Source organism: Photobacterium sp. HL06, assembly GCF_059552575.1.
Window position 1 is genome coordinate 2,395,897 of sequence record NZ_CM183914.1, and the last position, 23,577, is coordinate 2,419,473.

Annotated in this window: 15 protein-coding genes; 7 read left to right on the forward strand and 8 right to left on the reverse strand. The window is 46.4% G+C overall.

The genetic code is table 11. The features are described from left to right. Positions 1-56 precede the first annotated feature (56 nt). From AC51G0_RS11090 to AC51G0_RS11100, 3 genes are all read left to right on the forward strand, one after another. On the forward strand, positions 57-926 hold the full coding sequence (locus AC51G0_RS11090; RefSeq protein ID WP_496298462.1) for an endonuclease I family protein: 870 nt from the start codon (positions 57-59) through the stop codon (positions 924-926). A 412-nt stretch (positions 927-1,338) separates the two neighbouring features. Continuing rightward, a complete protein-coding gene (locus tag AC51G0_RS11095) occupies positions 1,339-2,439 on the forward strand; it encodes an efflux RND transporter periplasmic adaptor subunit (RefSeq protein WP_496298463.1) in 1,101 nt (366 codons plus the stop codon). Further along, the gene (locus tag AC51G0_RS11100) at positions 2,439-5,606 is read left to right on the forward strand and encodes an efflux RND transporter permease subunit (protein ID WP_496298464.1); all 3,168 of its coding nucleotides are present in this window, start codon (positions 2,439-2,441) and stop codon (positions 5,604-5,606) included. The genes AC51G0_RS11095 and AC51G0_RS11100 overlap by 1 nt, the downstream gene beginning before the upstream one ends. A 368-nt stretch (positions 5,607-5,974) precedes the next feature. Here AC51G0_RS11100 and AC51G0_RS11105 read toward each other — a convergent pair whose 3' ends face one another. Beyond that, positions 5,975-6,841, reverse strand: coding sequence for a GNAT family N-acetyltransferase (locus AC51G0_RS11105; RefSeq protein WP_496298466.1), 867 nt, complete (start codon positions 6,839-6,841; stop codon positions 5,975-5,977). Positions 6,842-7,343: 502 nt separating this feature from the next. Here AC51G0_RS11105 and AC51G0_RS11110 point away from each other — a divergent pair. Beyond that, entirely contained in the window at positions 7,344-7,832 is a 489-nt protein-coding gene (locus AC51G0_RS11110) for a L,D-transpeptidase family protein (protein WP_496298468.1), read from the forward strand. A gap of 151 nt (positions 7,833-7,983) precedes the next feature. On the opposite strand, the gene AC51G0_RS11115 is transcribed toward AC51G0_RS11110, so the two are convergent. Continuing rightward, positions 7,984-8,658: a fructose-6-phosphate aldolase gene (locus AC51G0_RS11115; protein WP_496298470.1), complete on the reverse strand. Its 675-nt coding sequence runs from the start codon at positions 8,656-8,658 to the stop codon at positions 7,984-7,986. Between the two features lie 173 nt (positions 8,659-8,831). Here AC51G0_RS11115 and AC51G0_RS11120 point away from each other — a divergent pair, with 173 nt between their 5' ends. Beyond that, complete coding sequence (locus AC51G0_RS11120) at positions 8,832-9,743, forward strand: glycyl-radical enzyme activating protein (RefSeq protein WP_496298471.1); 912 nt, start codon at positions 8,832-8,834, stop codon at positions 9,741-9,743. Between the two features lie 4 nt (positions 9,744-9,747). Then, on the forward strand, positions 9,748-12,174 hold the full coding sequence (locus AC51G0_RS11125) for a formate C-acetyltransferase/glycerol dehydratase family glycyl radical enzyme (protein ID WP_496298472.1): 2,427 nt from the start codon (positions 9,748-9,750) through the stop codon (positions 12,172-12,174). 130 nt (positions 12,175-12,304) lie between these two features. On the opposite strand, the gene AC51G0_RS11130 is transcribed toward AC51G0_RS11125, so the two are convergent. Continuing rightward, the gene (locus AC51G0_RS11130; RefSeq protein ID WP_496298474.1) at positions 12,305-15,022 is read right to left on the reverse strand and encodes a bifunctional diguanylate cyclase/phosphodiesterase; all 2,718 of its coding nucleotides are present in this window, start codon (positions 15,020-15,022) and stop codon (positions 12,305-12,307) included. 341 nt (positions 15,023-15,363) lie between these two features. On the opposite strand from AC51G0_RS11130, the gene AC51G0_RS11135 reads away from it, so the two are divergent. Then, positions 15,364-16,110, forward strand: a complete 747-nt coding sequence (locus AC51G0_RS11135) for a DeoR family transcriptional regulator (protein WP_496298476.1) — start codon at positions 15,364-15,366, stop codon at positions 16,108-16,110. On the opposite strand, the gene AC51G0_RS11140 is transcribed toward AC51G0_RS11135, so the two are convergent. From AC51G0_RS11140 to AC51G0_RS11160, 5 genes are all read right to left on the reverse strand, one after another. Then, the gene (locus tag AC51G0_RS11140; protein ID WP_496298478.1) at positions 16,086-18,053 is read right to left on the reverse strand and encodes a diguanylate cyclase; all 1,968 of its coding nucleotides are present in this window, start codon (positions 18,051-18,053) and stop codon (positions 16,086-16,088) included. The genes AC51G0_RS11135 and AC51G0_RS11140 overlap by 25 nt on opposite strands. Before the next feature lie 198 nt (positions 18,054-18,251). Next, positions 18,252-19,706 (reverse strand): HD domain-containing phosphohydrolase, encoded by a 1,455-nt coding sequence (locus AC51G0_RS11145; RefSeq protein WP_496298479.1) that lies wholly within the window; start codon positions 19,704-19,706, stop codon positions 18,252-18,254. A gap of 104 nt (positions 19,707-19,810) precedes the next feature. Then, the gene (locus AC51G0_RS11150; RefSeq protein WP_496301927.1) at positions 19,811-21,256 is read right to left on the reverse strand and encodes an NAD-dependent succinate-semialdehyde dehydrogenase; all 1,446 of its coding nucleotides are present in this window, start codon (positions 21,254-21,256) and stop codon (positions 19,811-19,813) included. A 24-nt stretch (positions 21,257-21,280) separates the two neighbouring features. Then, positions 21,281-22,162: a cache domain-containing protein gene (locus AC51G0_RS11155; RefSeq protein WP_496298481.1), complete on the reverse strand. Its 882-nt coding sequence runs from the start codon at positions 22,160-22,162 to the stop codon at positions 21,281-21,283. Between the two features lie 47 nt (positions 22,163-22,209). Further along, complete coding sequence (locus tag AC51G0_RS11160; protein ID WP_496298483.1) at positions 22,210-23,550, reverse strand: TRAP transporter large permease; 1,341 nt, start codon at positions 23,548-23,550, stop codon at positions 22,210-22,212. Between the last annotated feature and the right edge of the window lie 27 nt (positions 23,551-23,577).

Here is a 23,577-nt window from a genome sequence, read left to right on the forward strand (position 1 = left end):
CTTGTAACCCTATCTAAGGGAGGCGTTCTGCCTCCCTTTTTTTATTAAGAATATATATGAAAAAGACACTGATCGCGTTATTAGCGGTGACTACCTTTTGTGCGGAAGCGGCTTATATTCAAGCTCATGACCCACACGTTGTCGCTCCTTTTTCAGCACGTTGTAATACAGAAGCACCAATTCCACCGATTGATAATATTTATAACCCAAATGGCTATTATAATAATGCCATTAGTAAAACTGGCGCTGAATTAAAATCCGCTTTAAATACTATTATTAGTATGAATCACAAAAAATTATCTTATACACCGGGTGTTTGGGATGCTTTATTAATAACTGATGAAGATCCACAAAACCCTGATAATGTTATTTTGATGTATACAGGGCGCTCTCAGTTGAAACAAGGCCATGGTGGCGGCGTCGATGACTGGAACCGTGAACATACCTGGGCAAAATCTCAGGGTGGTTTCAATACACAAGGGGCTTTGGGGTATACCGATATTCACCATTTGCGTCCAACAGATGCTTCTATAAACTCTGAGCGTGGTTCGTATGAGTTCTATGAAGGCGGCGTTGCAACGAAAGAGTCACCAGAAGCAGGGAATAAAAAAGATACCTCTAAAGGAACCTTTGAACCGCGCGATGAAGTAAAAGGCGATGTTGCACGTATGCTGTTCTATATGGCAACACGTTACGAAGGCAATGATTTAAGTACTCCTGACTTAGAGTTGGCGGTTGGTTATGAATCAGGCTCTGCGAAGATTGGTGATTTATGTACTCTGCTTCGCTGGAATGAGTTCGATGCTGTCGATGAATTTGAATTTAACCGCAATACTAAGATTCAAAGCATTCAAGGTAACCGAAACCCGTTTGTAGACAATCCGCAGTGGGCGAATGAAATCTTTGGTACAGCAGAGTGTCACTAATTAATAGCTTTAGCCAAATATCACTTTTCTGTTGATAAGGCTATCATAATCCGGAACCAGTTACTGGTTCCGGATTTGACATGTTTGATTCTCAGCCAATAATTCAGCTGTAAATTTTACGAACAGTTTCTTATCGTGAATATAGTGATGATTTGCACATTAGTCATGTTTTTATAGAAATATCAGCTTTCATAGCACGTCTTAAAATCACCTTATAATAATAGTTTGATATATGCCGAATTTTGATGAATTTTATCCATCTTATTTACTCCCAGCTTAATAAAGTCACATTGCCATCTATATAATGGTGATAAAATATCCAATTCCTAGCAATACAATCACTGTTCAAGTTTGCTATCGGCAACATACAGCTTTAATACTGACTCACTCGCGCTCATAAGGATTGTGCTACATGATTTCAGTTCGACCGCTTCTTTCTCAAAGACCATGGATTATTTCTCTCGCCATCCTCCTTGTTATTGGGTTATGGCTCCTCAGTGGGATATCGGGTGACGAAAAGGAATTTCAGCCAAAGGCATTGAGTTCAGGTGAACAGCAATCAGCTCCACTAGCCAAAGTTGTTGTTTCCAAGTTCAAATCGCAGCTTACTCATCGCTCAATTTCGCTCTATGGACGAACGGCACCCGATCGGCAGGCTACATTAGGAGCAGAAGTCTCAGGGACAGTGGATACTCTGCTTGTTCGTAAAGGGCAACGAGTCAAAGCTGGCCAGGCCGTGGTCAGGCTGGACAAAGCAGACCGAGAGCTGCAGCTAAAACGTGCCCAAGCGTTGCTACGGGTTCGAGAAAAAGAACATAAAGCCGCCAAGTCCCTTCGTGAACGTGGCTTACAAGGTGAAGTAGCACTAAGCCAGGCCGAAGCAGCACTTATTGAAGCAAAAGCATCGGTAAGAAACTTAGAGCTAGCATTGGAAAATACACTTATCAATGCCCCCTTCGACGGCATAGTTGAAATATTGCACATTGAAAAAGGTGACTACCTGGGTATTGGCGACCCTGTCGCGACTATCGTAGATCTTGATCCGCTGGTAATTAAAGCTGATATCAGCGAGCGGCATATACAGCAAGTCAATACTGGCCAGAAAGCGCGTATTTCTCTGGTAAATGGCTTTAGCTCAGAAGGTACACTGAGGTATCAAGCAACCGTTGCTTCCGAGCAAACCAATACCTTTGCTATTGAAATCGAGATCCCGAACCCAGATATGAAAATGACCGCCGGGATCAGTGCCGATGTCGAGCTAGACCTTGATACTCAACCAGCCATCAAGGTTACCCCTTCAATGCTTGCGCTGGATGAATCAGGGAACTTAGGTATTAAAACCCTTGCCAACGACAATCATGTGGCCTTTGTACCAATTTCAATTGTCAAGGTAGAACCCGACGGTATTTGGCTAAGTGGCGTCGGTGATCAGGTTGATGTCATTACTGTAGGCCAAGGCTTTGTGCGTGAAGGAGATAGTGTTATTCCTGTTCGCAAGGCGGGGAACGAATAATGTTTGCGATTATCAACGCGGCGCTAAGCCGCACCCGTACTATGATCACCTTGCTAATACTTATCCTGATCGCTGGTGCCATCATGTATCAGGTGGTTCCTAAAGAATCAAACCCAGATGTCACCATACCGATTATCTATGCATCAGTTTCGCACGAGGGTATCAGCCCCGGTGATGCTGAACGGTTACTTGTTCGTCCTCTTGAAAAAGAACTTCGCTCAATTGAAGGCGTCAAAGAGATGAAATCAACCGCTGCCGAAGGTTATGCCTCAGTAGTGCTAGAATTCAATGTCGGTACCGATCTCAACGAAGCATTGACTGACGTTCGCGAAGCTGTCGATACCGCTAAAACAAAATTACCCGCTGATAGTGATGAACCCGTAGTAAAAGAAGTTACCATCGCCAGCTATGATCCTGTTCTCTCCATGGTGCTTTACGGCACAGTCCCCGAGCGAACCACCGTGCAAATAGCCAAACAGCTTCAAGACAAACTGGAAAGCTACCGCCAGGTACTCGAAGTTGACATCGCCGGAGACAGGGAAGATGTGGTTGAGGTCGTCGTCGAGCCGCTTCTTATGGAAAGCTATGGCCTTGATCAGAATGATGTATTCAATCTCGTCTCTCGTAATAACCGAGTGGTTGCGGCAGGCTTTATTGACAGTGGTTACGGTCGATTTTCAGTAAAAGTTCCCTCTGTGTTCGACTCATTGAAAGATATTCTCGAACTGCCTATCAAGGTGGAAGGAACCAAAGTGATTACCTTTGGCGATATTGCGACCGTTCGCCGTTCATTTCGAGACCCTAATAGTTTTGCCCGCCTTAACGGCCAACCAGCCGTTGTCCTTGATGTTAAAAAAAGGGCTGGCGAAAATATCATTGAGACTGTTGAAATAGTTAAGGCTGTTGTTCAAGAAGCGCAGCAACTGGCCACATGGCCAGACAATCTGCTAGTCGAATACACGCTTGACCAGTCTAAAGATGTCAAAATAATGCTTGTCGACTTACAGAACAATATCTTGTCAGCAATTATCCTGGTCGTCATCGTGATACTGGCAATACTCGGCTCTCGGACAGCCCTTCTGGTCGGGATATCTATTCCAGGATCTTTTTTGACCGGATTGCTAATACTTGCCGTCAGTGGGATCACCGTAAATATTATCGTCCTATTCGCCTTGATCATGGCTGTTGGTATGCTGGTCGATGGCGCTATTGTGATCACCGAATATGCAGACCGCAGAATGCAGGAATATATACCCCGCAAGCAAGCGTATCGGGAAGCAGCAAAGCGAATGGCATGGCCGATCACCGCATCCACAGCGACCACGCTAGCCGCCTTTGCACCTATGCTATTCTGGCCCGATGTTACCGGGGAGTTTATGCGTTATCTGCCTTTGACCCTGATAGCTACCCTGAGCGCCTCTTTACTTATGGCGCTGCTATTCGTACCGGTATTGGGTAGCGTGATCGGCAAGCCCCAGCATGTCAGTAAAGAGGAGCATCAACGAAAACTGGCAATTGAAGGAAGACAGTTTGACCAAGCCAAGGGGATCACACACCTCTATCTCAGTAGCCTCGCAATCGCGATCCGCCACCCATTGAAAATTCTTGTTGGCACCCTACTGTTCGCTGTTCTTATCGCCTTTAGCTATGCACAAGCTGGTTTGGGCGTTGTTTTCTTCCCTGAGGTTGATCCGCCCCATTTCTCGATAAAAGCACGCTCTCATGGTGATTTGTCCATCTATGAAAAAGACCAATTAATGCGTGATATAGAAACGAGGATCATCGGAACAGAAGGACTCAGCAGTATCTACACCCGCACCGGAGGCGACGACCAAATCGGCTACATACAGCTTAACCCGCTAGACTGGCAGTATCGATCCCCGGTCAAAGATATCATTACCGAACTTCGTAACAAGACCGAGGATTTGGCCGGTATTGAATTGGAATTCAAATTTCCTGAAGCCGGGCCCCCTAGCGATCACGACCTCATCGTTGAGGTCAAGGGGACAGATAATGTTGATATGTCAGAGGCGGTCCAGCAAATTCGCCACTGGGCCGAGTCTCAAGCCGCCTTTACCAATATTACAGATTCTAATAATAAGCCTGGCATTGACTGGGAAATAAACATCAACCGAGATGATGCGGCGAGATTTGGCGGTGATGCGACGCTAGTCGGCAATACCGTCCAGTTTGTTACAAATGGCTTAAAAATTGGTGAATACCTACCGGATGATACCGATGAAGAAGTTGATATCCTTGTCCGCTACCCACAAAGCAAACGTGATATTGGGCGCTTTGACGAGCTAAGAATAAAAACCCAATATGGAATGGTACCTATTACCAACTTTTCCAATATCGCTCCGTCTCCTAAACAGCACACCATCAACCGTATTGATGGTAAACGAGTACTGGAAGTTATGGCTGATATTGCCCCTGGCTTTAACCTGAGCCTTGAACTGCCTAAAGTACAGGCCGCCATCGATAACATGACGCTGCCTAGCACTGTCTCCGTTGAGTTACGGGGGCAAAACGAGGAACAAACCAACTCATCACGCTTTTTGCAGTCAGCCTTCCTTGTTGCCCTTGCAGTTATGGGATTAATCCTCGTTACGCAGTTCAATAGCTTCTACCAAGCCTTTTTGATTCTGAGTGCGGTGCTATTTTCCACGGTCGGCGTCTTCCTGGGCCTACTTATCTTCCAACGTCCTTTTGGCATTATTATGTCAGGGATTGGTGTCATCTCATTGGCTGGCATTGTGGTCAATAACAATATCGTGCTGATAGATACCTACAACCAGCTACGGCAAAAAGGCTACGACAAAACGGTGGCTATTATGCATACCGGCGCCCAACGCTTACGCCCTGTACTGTTAACCACGATCACAACCGTCTTGGGGTTGCTGCCCATGGTATTGGAAATGAACATTGATTTGATCAGCAGAAAAGTAGAGTTTGGCGCGCCAAGTACGCAGTGGTGGTCACAACTTGCAACGGCTGTAGCTGGCGGCCTTACCTTTGCTACCTTGTTAACCCTTATCCTGACCCCTTGCCTACTCATGTTGGGCCGAGATCGGCATCAAAGTAAGCAGAGACAAACAGTTTTCAAACCTGATGAGAAGATTGAAATTACAGAAGAACACTCGATGAAGACCGAAAAGGCTTACTAATTCAAGTGTTCCAATTCTTCTCCCAATCAAACACCTTGTCGCGGCAAGGTGTTTGCTCATGAAACAAAAAATTTCACACAATAACCTCTTAATATAGATGGCAATTTTCTTGTTAATTATCATTCGAGTAAAAACACCAAATAGACACTATTTATTAAAAAAGGAATACCACTAATTATATTAACATCCCCTAGCGGGGGATATAATGGACTTTCAACTTGGACTGAAATATTCATTACTAATTAGCTTATTAAACTTCACTCACTGACTGTAATGTTTAATTGCTTCACCACCAGCACCCAGTACTTTTCTTTTACTTACTATAAAATACAAACCTGAATAATACTTAGTTGCTGGTACAATAACGGCTAAGCCATGCCTTCGACAAAAATAACCGGATCTTGATAACTAATTGCTACACCTTCATCCATTAGTTCTTCAATAACATCATCATTCATCTCCACAAACGCTTCGCTTAAAATGTCACAAATTGCTTCACCGCCAGGAGTCAGTGCCAACGCAGAAAACCAAGGTTTCAACCTGATATTGGCATCAAGAAGTACCTGATGCAGCTGGATCATATCTTTTCGGGCAATATTGACAATGGTATTGGCCAAGCTCGTTGCAATTCCCAAACCTCGGAACTCAGGTGCGACAAACACAGTATGTAGAGAAAGCTCGTAGCAAAGCTCTGATTGATGAACAGGAAAGCGATGATCTTCGATATAACGGCTAAAAACAGCCGTGGCAATCAATACTTCATTGCAATACACCAACAATGCAATATCGTTATCGCTGTCCAATTGCTGCTGACGGGTAAATGGGGCTTCCAACACACCAGAATCTGCTGAGAGTGTGGTTTTATAATCCACCCCACTTAGTGCCAGAGTTTCATTATCAGCATCCGCGAGTGGTTTCAGCACCATCAAGGCATCGGTGATAACCAGAGGCTCTATCACCCCCTCCAGTGTTAATTCGTTTAACGGCGATAATTTCACTGTCTCATAGAGTGTGCGCGCAAGGTGGCCAGTAGACACAGGGGTGCCAGAAGAGTCTATCCGATAAACATCGTTACTATTGCAACTAGCCTGAACATCAACAATATAAGCTCTCTGTTTAATATTGTTCTGTAGCTCCAAAGCACGTTCTGGCGCCTCTTGCCAGTTGCAGCAAGATTGAGCCAATTTGAAAGAGGTCTCTTCTTGAAGATAAATCTGATAGCGATTGTTCAGCATGAATTACAGCCTTGCTATGAAATAAGCAATTGAGTGGTTAAAAGAAGCTAGATAAATAATATCAAACTTTGCCAATTGCGGTTGAGAGAGAAGCGGAACTTGTGATGGATGAGTTATTCGGTGAGAAAGCATACGTTTGAATTGTCAAAATTCACAACAAAATCGCCAATCTTTTGACGACAAAAAAATGACGCAAAAAAAGCAATTAAATAGACAAAAAATTAGTATTTTAATTTCAACACATTGAAATTTAAACGCCTAATCTGGGACCAATATCACCTCATAAAAACCCTATTCTAGCTTGATAATTAATTGAGCATTGACTAAAGTCAGCCATGTCAGAGCAATGTCAACTCCTTGAAAATGAACTTGCGATGATTCAACGCCGCTACCAGAAACAATGAAAGCAAGGATGCTTATGAAGTAATGAAACCTATCTCTTATTAGTTATTTAAAATCCATCTTATTCCTAAAATAAATTTATAACAATATTAAGCAGTTAATGAAAACGTTACTTTTTATATTATTAATAGTTGTATCTCAAGGTGCTATGGCATTTAGTGATAGACCAACAGCAGACCTTGTACTGGTAAAAAAAGCTGAAAGAAAGATGTTTCTTATTAAGAACAATACTGTCTTTCGTGAATACCCTATTAGTTTGGGTCGTCAACCTGTTGGTCATAAAATGCAACAAGGTGACTACCGGACACCTGAAGGATTATACAAAATCGATTTTCGTAACAGACAAAGTCGATTTCACCTTAGCCTACATATCGATTATCCAAATCAGCAAGACAGACTAAGAGCACAACAACTAGGTATAGATCCTGGCGGCGATATCTTCATCCATGGCTTGCCAAATGGTAAAAACATGCCCCTCGTTTACGAAGGGGTTGATTGGACCCGAGGCTGTATTGCAGTCAACAACCCACAAATCAGGGAAATTGCACAGTATGTCTCCGATGGAACACCGATCCGGATAGCGCCATAAAGAAGGGGGCATCCAGCCCCCGACAAAGTGACTTCCATGTCGCTGCATATCAATTGTTAAGTGGAAAAAGGCGGTTAAGCCACCACTTGAATAACAAGAGCTACTAACCTGAACGTTCGGCATTATTGATAAATCAGGCCAGCCTAGCTCTTTAGCTTTCAAATGAAAGCTGACTGCCGAACGTACCCTCCCAATCCTTGCTAAATTGCGCTACCACTGGCTCAACCGCTGGATGGCCTAGCATCTGACTCATGACATCCACAGGCAATGTAATTGCCCCAATCCCTAGCTTCATTACCTCTGTAACCTGCTGAGTATTCTTAAAGCTTGCCGCTAAAATCTTGCTTTCAAGCCCTTGTTTGTCGAGCAATAGCTGCAAGTCAGCAACCGCTTTAACACCATCAGCCCCCATTCCGTCAATACGATTGACATACGGGGCCAGATAATCTGCACCAGCCATAGCAGCCAAGAAACCCTGATGTGCTGAATAGATAGCCGTTGCCAGTACCTGAATCCCTTCGGCTTTCATTTTTCGAATGGCAGCCAAACCTATTTCTGTTGCAGGTACTTTCACCACCATGTCATATGGCAGCTCGTGGATTTGTCGCGCTTCTTTCACCATTTCATCAACGCTCTGGCTAACAACTTGGGCATGAAAGCGGGCATCAGAACCCAATACCTTTGCCATGTCAGCTAATACACTATTCAGGCCCTTACCTTCTTTGGCCAAGATAGTGGGATTCGTTGTTATGCCTCGCAGTGGCAAACAGGCGTTAAAGCGGCCCACCTGTTCGACATCTGCTGTATCTAAATAAAACTCTAACATCGTACATACCTCAATGTTCTGCTGTTGCTGGCTACTATACCGAGCACGGGATCACTCTAGTTTGATCAAAATCAAATCAACTTTCACTCACAACACCTAAAGTTTCGATTATCGAAGCATCGAGATTTCACTTTTCGTAAAGGTGATGCAATTATTAGCCAGTAGAGGTGATCGTGTATTTCAATATTCAGCGCTTTTCAACCCATGACGGTGACGGGATCCGCTCTATTCTCTTTCTTAAAGGTTGCACCCTCGCCTGTCCGTGGTGCCAGAACCCAGAAAGCCGCAGCCCTGATTACTCGATCCTCTATGATCAACGACTTTGCATGGCTGAATGCCGGCTTTGCCTGGATAAGTGTAATGCCATTCAGCGGGATGACCCCAATGGACCGATAGCGATAAACCGTGATTATCTCTCCTCTGCTGACATTGAGTCCCTACGGGAAATCTGCCCTAGCCAGGCCTTGAGTGTTTGCGGGAAAGAAGAAACCGTTGATGAGCTTTGTGGACAGCTGCTCAAGGATAAACCTTTCTTTAAGCAGAGCGGCGGGGGCGTAACCTTCTCGGGAGGCGAACCATTGCTGCAACCTGACCTAGTGGCTCAAATCGCACAGAGGATGCATCACGAAGGGATCAATACCGCTGTTGAAACCTGCCTGCACGTACCCTGGAAAAACATTGAAACAGTGCTGCCCCATATTGACTGTTGGCTCACCGATCTAAAGCATACCGACAGCGACATCTTTCTTAGCTGGGCTCACGGTTCGTTGAAGCGGATCCAATCTAACTTTCAGAAGCTTGCCAAACAAGCTAAGAGGATCATTATCCGAGTCCCTGTTGTTCCGGGCTTTAACGACAATGTACAGGCGCTGGAAAAGATCATCGACTTCGCTGCCAGCCTTGATAACTGCTATGAACTTCACCTGCTTCCTTACCACACACTTGGCATCAATAAATATCAGCTACTGGATATGCCCTATCTGTGTGCAGACAAACCATTAGACAACGCTGATTTGCTCGAGGCTGCCAGAGCTTATGCAAAATCGCACCCAGTACAACCTATTACCGTGAACATCAGAGGGTAACATAATGAAATTAAATGACTTGCCACCGCGTATTGAAGCCCACAAACATGCACTGATTAATATTGTTACTCCGCCAATCTGTACCGAGCGGGCCGAAGCCTATACCCGTGCCTATCAGAGCAACGAAGATAAGCCTGTGGTTGTTCGTCGAGCACTTGCTCTTGCTGAGCACCTCAAAACACGGACGATCTGGATTAAGCATGACGAATTAATTGTCGGTAACCAAGCCAGTAAGGTCAGGGCCGCCCCGATCTTCCCTGAATATACCGTACGTTGGCTCGAAGCAGAAATTGATGATCTTGCCGACCGTCCAGGCGCCGGGTTTGCCGTCACCGAAGAAAACAAGAATGCTATCCATCAACTGACCCCTTACTGGCGTGGCAAAACCGTTCAAGACCGTTGCTATGGTTTGTTCACCGACGAGCAGCAGGCAATACTTGCCTCTACGATTATCAAGGCCGAAGGTAATATGACCTCTGGCGATGCCCATCTCGCGGTTGATAATGAAAAGCTATTAAATATCGGCTTGAAAGGCTTGCTCGACGAAACCCGATACCATCGCGCAAGTCTTGATCTGGCCGATTGGAAAGATCTCAAACGTGATCAATTCCTTAAATCCGTTGAGATTGTCCTGTCAGCTATACAGCAACACATTCACAAGTATGCCGATTTGGCCGAAACTATGGCCAAGGAAGATCCGCGCCAGCAGCGCCGCGACGAACTCCTGACCATTGCCAATAGCTGCCGCCATATTGCCAGCGAGCCACCTCGCAGTTTCTGGCAGGCCCTGCAACTTTGCTACTTTGTGCAGCTTGTTCTTCAGATCGAATCCAACGGCCACTCGGTATCATTTGGCCGAATGGACCAGTATCTCAATCGTTTCTACCAACAAGATGTCGAAAACAACCCGGTTATCAGCCGTGAATTTGCTATGGAGCTATTGCAGAGCTGTTGGTTGAAGCTGTTGGAAGTGAATAAAATCCGCTCGGGAAGCCATTCAAAGGCCTCTGCCGGTAGTCCGCTGTACCAAAACGTCACGATAGGCGGGCAGTACCTCGACACCAATAGCGAACCGCAAGATGCCGTAAACAACCTATCGTGGACAATTTTGGAATCTTGCGGCCAGCTGCGCTCCACCCAGCCTAACCTGAGTGTTCGATACCATGAAAGATTGGATCAAGGATTTCTTATGGGTTGTATCGATGTCATCAAGTGCGGATTCGGAATGCCCGCTTTCAACAATGATGAAATCGTCATTCCTGAGTTTATCAAGATGGGCGTTGAGCGAGAGGATGCCTTCAACTATTCGGCGATTGGTTGTATCGAAACAGCCGTGCCGGGTAAATGGGGGTACCGTTGCACCGGGATGAGCTTTATAAACTTTGCCCGCATTATGCTGGCAGCCCTTGATGGCGGGCGCGATGCAACGACAGGTGAAACCTTCCTGCCACACAATAAATCCCTCAGCCAGGCAAATTTCCAGAACTTTGATGAGATCATGCAGGCGTGGCGTGAGCAAATTGCCTACTACACCCGTAAATCCATAGAAATAGACTGCGTCGTTGACTCCGTTCTGGAACAGCAGGCACATGATATTTTCTGCTCGTCTCTCGTTGATGATTGCCTTGAGCGAGGTAAAACAGTTAAAGAAGGCGGCGCTAAATACGATTGGGTATCAGGTCTTCAGGTGGGTATTGCTAACCTCGGTAACAGCCTTGCTGCAATTAAGCATATGGTGTTTGACCAACCACAAGTCAGTCAGTCCGAACTTGCCGAGGCACTCAAGAATGATTTTGCGAACAGTGAGGGAGAGCAGCTCCGGTTACGCCTACAAAACTTCGCTCCTAAATTTGGTAACGATGAAGATACCGTAGATAACCTACTGGTCGAGGCGTATCAGGCTTATATCGATGTTCTTTCGAACTTCCACAATACCCGTTATGGCCGAGGCCCGATTGGAGGGGGATATTACGCCGGTACATCCAGTATTTCTGCCAATGTCCCCTTTGGCTCAGCAACCATGGCGACACCGGACGGCCGCAAGGCCCGCACACCATTGGCCGAAGGCTCTAGCCCCTCATCAGGTACAGATGTTAAAGGGCCTACAGCCGTTTACAATTCAGTAGGTAAGTTGCATACCGACAAGATCCTAGGTGGTGTTTTGCTTAACCAGAAGCTGTCTCCGGCTTCTGTTGAAGGAGAGAGCGATATGCTCAAGCTCAGCATGCTGCTGCGTACTTTCTTTAACCATCACAAGGGCTGGCATGTCCAATACAACATTGTCTCGCGCGACACACTACTGGCAGCAAGAGAAAACCCGGAGCAATATCGTGATCTCGTCGTTCGGGTTGCTGGCTATTCTGCTTTCTTTACCGCTCTGTCACCTGAAGCGCAAGACGATATCATAGCTCGTACCGAACATAATTTATAAAGGAAAACCTTCAAAAGTCGCTCAAAGGAAGCAAGCTCACTCCAAGCCACTAGCATAATAAAAAACACTGGGCACCGGAGTATAACTGAAACCACCCTACTGAGTATTCTGCAGGGTGGTTTTCTTATTTTCAGACAAGGCTTTCATTCATTTCATTGATTTGATGATCAGCACACCCGCTAATCGCAACACGAAGACAGTCTTGGGATGACAAGGGTTTATAAAAGTAATACCCCTGGAACTCTTCAACCTCGAGTGCCCGCAAGGCAGCCTTTTGCTGTTCGGTTTCAACCCCTTCGGCGACCATCTTTAACCCTAAGGCTTTAGACATACTGACAATACTGCTGATCAGAATTTCTCCCTGAGGATCGACGCCAATGCGCTTAATAAAGCTCTGATCCAACTTCACCACATCCAGTGGAAACTCACACAGAGAGTTCAAAGCCGAATAACCTGTGCCGAAGTCATCCAGAGCTAGCTTAACACCCATATTTTTTATCACCTGCATGCGATGGATAACCTGCTTTGTCGAGCCAATCAGCATACTTTCTGTAATTTCAATGGTCAGATGTTCTGGCTTGACCTGATGCCGTTTAAGTACCGATTCAATCAATGAAATCAGCTGAGAATGGGAAAAATGCGGGCTCGACAAGTTCACATGCATTGTTAAAGGGCTTAACCCATGAGCTTGGCGCTGACGGTTAACCTGGGCCAGAAATTCGCAGGATTTATCTAAAATGCGGCTACCCAATGAAATGATCAACTCGCGAGATTCTGCCATCGGAATAAACTGGCCAGGTGATACTTCTCCCAGCTCCGGATGGTGCCATCGCGCCAACGCCTCAAAGCCACAAACCTCTTCGGTTGCACCAGAAACCAAGGGTTGAAATTTTGGGTAAATACTCCCATCTCGGATAGCTTTGGCAATATCCCGCTGAATGACTACATGGCTTTTAAGCTGCTCAGATATACGGTGGTTAAATAACTGGATACGCGATTTCTTCTGCCCCGCTCGGTAAGTTGCGTACTCGGCGGCATTCATCATCTCATCGGCACACGGCGTCAGGGCCGATGATTGTACTAGCCCCACCGATACAGACAACCGAACCTCAACCCCTTCCACGACCAAAGGTTGCTCTAATGCCGCAACAATTTCCTTGGCGTAACGATAAGGGACAAAACGGCTTTCTGCTGCTAAAACAAATGCGAATTCACTTTCTGCTACCCGGCCCAATACCCCTTCATTAACGATACCCTTTAGCTCTCTTGCAACTTCAAGCAAGATTTCATCAGCCATTTGATGGCCGAAAGCACCTGCCACAATATTAAAGCGTTCAATCCGAATATAAATCAATGATGGTGAAATTGAAGAGTACTGCTGCTCAGCGAGTTTACTATTTAACGCCTTAAACAAAGCCTGGCGATTAACCAGCCCGGTGACAACATCATATTTTTCCAGCTTCTGGATCAATCCTTCCTGAACTTTTTGCTGGCTGACATCTTTTATCGACAGCATCAAAGCCTCACCGCTTTGCTGCTTAATGGGTGTTGCCTCCAATTTACAGGCAACGAAACTACCATCAGCCGCTCGCATTTCCGTATCAAAATGCCTTACTCCCTCAGTAACAGCTTGATACATGGCTTCAACTTTACAATTTTGATCTCTCGCTTCCGGGCAAAAATTCAATAAAGGCTGACCGATAAGTACCTTGCCCGACGGATAGCGTAAAATAGAGGCAATGGTGTCGTTTGCATCCACAATTTGACCATCCAGTACCATTACCAGCCCAAGATTGCTATTGCGATATAGGGCATCAAACTTTTGCACCACATCATTTAACGCCGAGTGAGTATGGGACGATTTAACCAAGATTTGGTTAATCACCTCACTAACCATTGAGAATTCATCATTGCCCTCAACCTGAAGACGGGTGTTATATTCATCTTTGACCAGAGCTTCAAGCCCCTTCTCCAACGCAATAAAGCGACTTCCCACTTTGCGTCGAAAAGCAAGCAATGTCAGGATGCCAATGAATACTGCAGCGACAAACATCGCAATGGCCAACCAACTGATCAGCTGATTGCCTTGCTGAAAAATAGTGCGGGGCTGACTGCTTTTTAAAATAGCAAACGGCTTGTCATTAAAATCGTTCAGAACAACGGATGCCGCTAGATTTTTTCCATTTTTCTCAACCTGGGTCAACGGTATAGATTTACCCGCGATATTGTCTTGAGGTGTCACAACAACTGCCAATGTGTTTTCCACAGACAAAATCCCACTGTATTGGCTCGGGAAAACAGCGGACAGATAACGCCCCCATACTAGCCAACCGCCAACGGGGCTGTCTGCCAAACTATTGCGAATAGGGGTGACACTAACAACTAAGATTTTATCGTCGATCGCAATGAGACCTGAGCGCGCTTGACCGACAGGAGTACGACCGCTCTTCATGGCATCCAAAAAAGCCCCTACTCCGTTAGAAGACATTAATGGCTCTAAAAGCTCTATCGGTAAGCCTGTAGAAAGTCCTTGTACTGTTGTCATCTTATTTTCGATGACTTCCCCATCTCGATTAAGGAAAATCATCATATCAAGATCGAGGTTCTTCAGCCCATCATAGTACAGATTTCGATCCCGGTAAGCCTCGTCGCCTTTGGTTACAAGATGATAGCTCTCATCCCAATTAGCCCAGTCATACGAACGCTCACCCTGGCTTCTCACCAATATATCAATCACTGATCTCGCTTGATTACTGTGCTGAAGGATTTGCTGCCGTTCGATATCATTCAGGTTCAGCAAAAAGAAGTAGCGGGCACAAAACAAACAAAGCGCAGCTATTGCAAACAAACCCGTTCCAAACAAAAGAGCTGTTCTTGTACTTAGCTTGGCTGGCGCAAGATTCTTTATACTCATTATTAATTAGCAGTTGTAATTTAATATCTATAGGGAATATCAATTTACCATTTTGAGAAGTAACAAATCGTGACATATGACAATTGAAGCATAATTAATAACAAAGCAGACCTGTTCAAATATCTCTTTTATCATCAACCCCCAATATAGCTGTATGACTTATAGCGTTAAAAACGTTAGTATTTCACCTTCACTAGAAAGCGCCTTGAAACTCAACTCGAAAGGCAAGGCTAAAAGTAAGTCAACAAGCAAAAACATAGAAGACAAGGTGTGCCATGAACCCTCGCCATAGCGAAATTCTTCAACTGGTCAATGAACAGAAACGTGTGCTCGTTGCCGATCTTTCTGCTCATACCGGCGTCTCTGAAGTGACTATCCGCCAAGATCTAAGCTTACTTGAGAAGCAGGGATACCTTAAGCGTGTCCATGGAGGAGCGACAGCGGTTCAAAATGACGATGTCAGTAACCGTATGAGTATTCGGTTCGACATCAAACAACAGCTAGCCCAACGCGCTGCCGAGCTGGTTGAACCAGGCGAAACCGTAATGATTGAAGGGGGAAGCGCTAACGCCCTGCTCGCCCGGGAGCTAGCCAACCGTGGTGATGTTACCATTATTACGCCAAGTGCTTACATTGCTCATATGATCCGAGACTGTAAATCCGACATTATACTATTAGGCGGCATTTACCAGCATCAAGGAGAGAGCCTCGTTGGTCCCCTCACCCGACTATGCATTGAGCACACCCACTTCAGTACCGCTTTTCTCGGAATTGATGGCTTTCATCGGGATACCGGCTTTACCAGCCGAGACATGATGCGTGCCGATATTGCCAATGCCATCCTGAACAAGAACAAACGCAATATCGTGCTGACAGACTCCAGCAAATTCGGCCAGATTTTCTCAACCAGCATTGGACAGTTAGATCAGTTCTCTATACTCGTGACCAACAGCGACGTTGATTCAGAAGACTTAGACTGGATCCGAAATCATGGTATTCAACTTGAGCTTGTTGCTAGCTGATAGCCATTCCGGCCTGCCGATTTGACGTTATACAACGCTTTATCGGCAGCAACCAACATCGCGCCCCAATCATTCTCGAGTTCTTGGGGAGTATGAGCAAATACCGCCCCCAAAGATACAGTGACTTTGACTTCTCCTGCGTTCGTTACGAATGGCGTATCGGCAATAGACTTGCGTAATCGCTCCAGTACGCTGTCAACCTCCTGCTCACAGGTGTTGATAATCAACACAAATTCCTCACCTCCCCAGCGAATATTCAAGTCATCGCTGCGGGTAGTATTTTTAAGGCGCTGGGCTAATAAGGTAAGCACCTGATCGCCAATATCATGTCCTAGCTTGTCATTAATCAATTTGAAATGGTCAATATCAAGCAGCACAACTAATGCTGAAGTTTGCTCAGGCTGTGATGAAGCAGATGTCAGCCACTCCTCTAAATAACGACGGTTGTAAAGGCCAGTCAAAGGGTCTTGCATTGATTGAGTTGCTAGCTCAGCATTCGACTGCTCCAGTGCAACATTATTACGGCTGATACTATTGTAACGACGGTAAAGTACGTACAGAAATAAGAGAATAAATACAGTACCGACCCGCAGCATGTTTTCGCTCGTTTCCTTCTCTGCAAGGCGTGCTGTTTTCAATGCGTTTTCAGTTTTCAACAAGACAATTTCATGCTCTTTTACCTTCGCTTCAAATCGCTCTTGCAGATCAAACAATTCTTTGCGACGTACATCAAACAAGTATTCTTTCCCGTCATCGGCATACTGCTTGTAATACTTGAGTGCAAGCTTGTAGTCTCCGGACGCTTCATAAATATCCGCAATGATATTACTTACAAAAATATAGCGTTTACGATTTTCGCGCTGCTCATAGGCGTCTAGAGCCAGAAATGCATGCTCCAGAGCTCTATCTAGCTGATCGAGCTGTAAATAGGATTCGGCCAAGCTTTCGTTGCAGTTAGCGATTCCCCTAGGTTCACGATAAGATTCAGCCAATTTCAAACACGATTTAGAACTCTTCAGCGCCTGTTGCGGGTTGTTATTATCAAGTTGCACCGCAGATAAGTTCATCAGTGCGGTCAACTTTACCCGATATGAGCTAGTTTTCGCCGCTAGTTTCATTGCCTCACGAATATGGCCAACCCGCTTCTCAGGCCTGTCAAGGTACTTATCAATAACGCTGGCATTGATATGAAGAACCGCCTCGGCAAAAGGATTAGAGAATGCTTGTTCATGATATAAGTTGAGGGCTTTACTTATATAGCGGTCAGCCTTTGACCACTCTTCCATTCGTATATAAACCGTTGAGATGTTAGATAGTACGCGTGCTATTTGCAGCTTGTCCCCACAATCGGCGAAGATATCATACGCATCCTGATAACTTTGTAAGCCCCGCTTATACTCGGAACGATCAATATAAATATTGCCTTGCCATTTTAGCGCCCGGGCTAACAAAGAGTGGTAGTCGAGCTCTCGAGCTAAATCAACGACCTCTGAAAGTTTCGACTCAGCGAGATCATAATTACGCTTATCAACCAAGTCAGCAGCTTCATACAGTAACGCCTCTGCTACCATCCACTGGCTTTGTGTCTGCTCTCCAAGCTGTCTCAGCTGGCTGATATAGCTCATAGCCTTCGTATCATCATCGCCTTCAGCCTGCTCAATATTGTACTGGATCAACAGGTACATCGCCTGCCCAGCCGAAGAGCTTTTGGGATCGTGCTTAGCTGATAGTTTAGTCAGGCGCAGCTTTGCTTGTTTCGGGCTGATGAGAGACTGGGAGTACAAATCTAAATACGGTTGGTCTTCAACAGCTGCAATCGTTTTCAGAAATTGGGTACAAGGCTGGTTGCTCATTTGAGCGGCAAAAGACATGTAAGGAATAGACGCAATAGCGAGCAGTAGTACTCTCGAAAAATGCGCGATTAATTTGGGAGGTTTAGACATAAAACTCTTTGCAGGTTAATAATCGTAGTTGTTCCCTAACGACATTCCATCACGGCTATTAGTACCAGACATTGTATTACAAATACAAACACTATCAGCTGAATTCACTCATCTACATTCAAAAATGCCAACAGCATCATTAACCTAATACCACAATGCCCGCCAATGTGCGGGCATTGTTAAAATAGCACTACGGCATCAAGCAACCATCGCTTCTTCGTCTTGATAGTTGCGCGCGATTTGCACGAACTCACCCTCACAGGCCAGGAAAGCATCAACCACTTGCGGATCGAAGTGCTTCCCGTTACCTTCCAGGATAATCGACTTCGCTTTTTCATGGCTAAAAGCAGGCTTATAGACTCTCTTTGAGATCAGAGCATCATACACATCTGCCAATGCCATTAGGCGGCCTGATAACGGAATTTCCTCGCCAGCTAAGCCGGTTGGATATCCACTGCCATCCCACTTTTCGTGGTGAGTCAATGCAATCTCACGGGCAAGGAACAAGAAACTACAACTTCCCATCTGCTTTTCAGCCGTCGCTATTGATTCGGCACCAATCAAAGCATGAGTCTTCATGGTTTCGAACTCTTCATCCGTCAGCTTGCCCGGCTTGAGCAAGATCGCATCAGGAATACCTACTTTGCCGATATCATGCAGCGGCGCCGATTTATAGAGCAAATCTATCCGCTCTTCTGTCAGATAGTCACGAAATGCCTCCCGGAGCTTGAGCTGGTTAGCCAACGCGCGGACATACTCCTGGGTACGCAATATATGCGCGCCCGTTTCATTATCACGGGATTCTGCCAAGGCTGACAACCCGACAATGGCGACATCACGGGTCAGGTTGACTTCATCATAGCTTTTTTCCAACCGGATCAGCATCTCATTGGTGTAGTGCGCAATCGTCCCCATCTCGCCATGCTGGACAACAGGCACCCTCACGGACAAGTCTCCGTTAGCCGCCTCTTCTAAAACTTGTTGTTGATTCACCAGCAATAGACGCAATAGCTTCAGCCACTGATACATAATGGATACGGTATAGCCGACAAGGACAACGGCCACATAGACAAACTCTTTAACGATACTGACAATCGCCGAGTGCGGACCCGTAACAGCTATATTCTCTGCTAGCCAACGCACATCCTTGATCATGATCATACCCAGTAACGTTGTCAACAGAGCAACGACAAACACCACCATTCCGGCCATTTGGAAAGCAAGCGAATGGCGGTAGCTTTGGATACCCGCCAGCTCCGAGACGTTGATCTGTTTAGGGTAGTGCAGGATCTGGCTATATAAAGAGAGATCCAGGCTGATCAACACCCCAAGGCTACCAATACCTAACAGAACCTTTAAGCTACTCTCGATCGGAAAGTTGTGGAAAACGTTGTACCAGACGGATAGACAAACAGCCCCCACGGCAAATATCGCCAGATTCTTCGTCACGCAATGGAGGCTATCGCCGCTTTTGATCCAAAGCGAGCGTAACACGAACATCAGCGAAAAAGTCACAATCGCGTAGAGCCCGGCCTGCCAGCCAGAAAGCGTATCGAGAAACGGGCATACTCGCCCGCCATACAAGCTAAAGATCCCTGCGGCAATAATATAATGGAGCGCAGCCCGTTTAGTCAGTTGCTGTTCTGTATTCATAGCTGTTTATTATTAGTATGAGATTGATTCAGTTTAACGAAATGTTAAAAACATTTCATTCACTTAAAGCAACCCACAACAGCTATGCATTCACAAAATAAACGTTAAATACCGCCCATCAGCATATATTTCACTTCAACATAGTCCTCAATGCCATAACGGGAGCCCTCTCTGCCAAGGCCTGATTCTTTCACGCCACCAAACGGGGCCACCTCTGTGGAGATGATACCTTCATTGATCCCGACAATACCTGACTCAAGCCCTTCGGCCACGCGCCAAACTCGGCCAATATCTCTGGAATAAAAATATGCCGCCAACCCAGAGTCCGTTGCATTTGCCAATTCCAGCACTTCCTCTTCTGAGCTAAACCGATAGCAAGCCGCTACCGGGCCGAATGTTTCCTCACTGGCTATTCGCATCGCATGATGGGCATTAGCAATCACCGTAGGCTCATAGAAATTGCCGCCCAATGCACTTTTCTTGCCGCCTGTCAGTACAACCCCACCTCTGGCAACCGCATCATTGACATGGCTCTCGACCTTCTCGAGGGCCTGATCATTAATTAGTGGCCCTTGCGTCACTCCGTCTTCAAACCCGTTTGCGATCTTGAGCTTACCAACCGCTTCTGCGAGCTTGGCCGTAAATAGATCATAAACACTGTCTTGAACATAGAAGCGATTAACACAAACACAGGTTTGCCCGGTATTACGGAACTTCGATGCCATTGCCCCCTGTACCGCGGCATCAATGTCTGCATCGTCAAATACAATAAATGGTGCGTTGCCGCCAAGTTCCAAAGACAGCTTCTTCACCGAATCGGCCGCTTGACGCATCAATAGCTTGCCAACACGGGTCGAGCCTGTAAAAGAAATCTTGCGCACTGATTTTGCCGCCATCAGCGCACCGCCAATTTCAGCCGCATTGCCAGACACCACATTGAATACACCTGCAGGAACGCCGGCTTTCTCGGCCAGAACCGCCATCGCCATTGCGCTCAGCGGAGTCTCTTCGGATGGTTTCAATACCATGGTACATCCAGCCGCAATCGCAGGACCAGCCTTGCGGGTAACCATGGCCAGAGGGAAATTCCACGGGGTGATCGCACCCACTACACCAATGGGCTCTTTGGTCACAATAATTCTCGAATCCGGCTTATGGGTCGGGATCGTTTCGCCATAAACACGCTTGCCTTCCTCGGCAAACCATTCAAGAAAGCTTGCCGCATAGCCCACTTCCCCAAGAGCCTCCGCATATGGCTTGCCTTGCTCTGTGGTCATAATAGTTGCCAGATCATGCTGGTGTTCCATCATCAACTCACCCCAGCGACGAACCACCAGTGAACGTTCTTTGGCGGTCTTCTTACGCCACTGCTTAAACGCAACGGTTGCCGCTTCAATCGCCGCATTTGTCTCTTGTCCACCAGCAGCTGCAACATCAGCAATCTTTTCTTTTGTTGCTGGATTGGTGACAGCGTAACCTCTATCACTCTGCTGCCAGCTGCCATTGATATAAAAGCCGGTCTGCAATAATTCTATTTGCTTAAGATCCATCATTATTCCTGTTAAATACTGGTTTTAGCGCTGGTAATACCCAACACCCACCAATTTATTATCCAGCACGCGATAATAGGTATGCTTGGCTTCTGTCCTACCCGTTGTAGGGTTTCTCCACATATAAACCAGCTCCCCTTTCCCCTGCTGCTTGGCCTTATCCAGCATTTGTGTGATCACTGGCTGGCCGTCAGGGCTCATTACCTCAGAATGTGATTGACCAATAAGCGCAGGAGTCGCACCATGGGCAATAAATTTGCCTTGCTGCATATCTACAACGAATACATACAGATCATCTTGAATAAAGCGCCCTTCTTGTTGGCCAAACTCGGCCAGTGCCGCCTTTTCGTCCGTGACCATGGCTTTAATGGCATCATCAAGAAAGCTACGGGCCTGAAACGCCGTCGCCCGTGACGGGTAGAAACCCACAGCAACAATAATATCGCCGACCCGCCGGAACAGTGTCCGTTTCGGCTCCCCCTGGCTGTCGATAGGGTTATTCCAGTGGTACTCGACCACGCCATAGCCTTTGTCTACTGCCGTTTCAATCATTTCGCGAAAGAATGGCTTGCCAAACATGTCGACACTATCGAGTACGGTATCGCCAACAAGCACGGTTGAAGAGCCGCCACTAGCAAGAAAGCGACCGTCTACACGCAATGCAAACACATAAAGTTCATGATCAATAAATCTTTCTTGTGAGCTAAAGTCAGCGACGGCATCAGCACCTTGCAGCTCAATATGCCGAACAGCTTTATCAAGCAAGGTTATCGCACGTTTTTCATCTTTTGTTATGGTATGTGGCAAAGTTGCCAAGTCTTCCTGTTCAGCCATCGGTGTCGCTATGAGCGCGGCGCTGAACAATACCAGCAAATATATCACACCGCTTTTGACTAATAGGTTCATTACATTGTCTCCGTTAAGTCGCTAATTGTCGTGTTTCTATTTGCAAGCTAATAGCCCACCAACGACGGCAGCCAAAGTGATAATTGCGGGAAGAAGGCGATAAGAAATACCCCCACGACCGAGGCCATAACGAAGGGATGAATTCGGGCGGTTATCTGCTCAACCGACGATCCCCCGATCCCGGAAGCAACAAAAATATTTTCTCCCAATGGCGGCGTCGCAAAACCGATGGAAAGCGCACACACCACCACAATCCCGACATGGGTTGGATCGGCTCCGAGCATATACATGATTGGCAGCAGTACCGGGACAATGATCATGATCGCGGCCAGTGTTTCCATAAACATGCCGACAAATAGCAGCAACATAATGGTCAGCGCCCATACCAGGTACATATTATCGGTAAGGCTCAACAGCGAGTCAGCAACGACAACCGGGATTTTCTGCTCAATCAGCAATCGCCCAAACACAGTGGCGGCGAATAAAATTAGCAGTACCCGTCCAGTGATCCAGGTTGTGGTGGTCAGCGATTTGAGAATGTTCTTGAACTGCAACTCACGATGCAGGAAGAAGCCAACAAACAGCGAGTAGAAAATGGCGACAATTGCCGATTCTGTCGGGGTGAACATGCCGCTATAAATACCGCCAAGGATCAGAAACGGTGCCAATATTGACCAGAGCCCCTTGCGCAAGGTGCCCTTAATATCACCAAACGACCAGTTTTCGGTTAATCCTTTATAGCCCCGGCTTTTGGCAATCATGTAATTGGTAAAAATCAGAGTCGATGCCATGATCAGTCCGGGGATCACTCCGGCAACAAACAGTTTGGGAATTGAGAGTGACGCAAACTGACCATGCTGGGCAATAGCCTCCGGAGGCGGCATCAGTCCCATGGCAGAAATACCGAAAATCACGACCGGAATCGATGGCGGGATGATGATCCCCAGCCCACCCGATGCGGCAGTCACTGCCGAAGCATAGCTACGCTCATAATCTCGCTTTACCATCGCAGGCACCATCAGCATCCCCACGGCAGCTGTCGTTGCCGGGCCTGAGCCCGATATAGCACCAAAAAACAGGCATGCAACTACTGTTGCCGCTCCAAGGCCACCAGTCACAGGGCCTGCGAGACTTTCTGCTATATCGACCAATCGTTTTGAGATACCCGCAGCCTCCATCAGCGCCCCAGCCAATACGAAGGCCGGCAGTGCCATTAACGGGAAGTTACCGACTGAGGTAAAGGCAATCTGCACCAGCGCTATCGGGTTCTTATCCAAAATCAGATAAGCAGCCATCGACGCACCTGCAAGCGAAACGGTTATCGGGGCTCCCAGTATTAACATGACGAGAAAGCCACCAAACAATATCAAGGTTAAATAATCTTCCATGAGTCTTCCCTAGCTCGAATAGGCAGT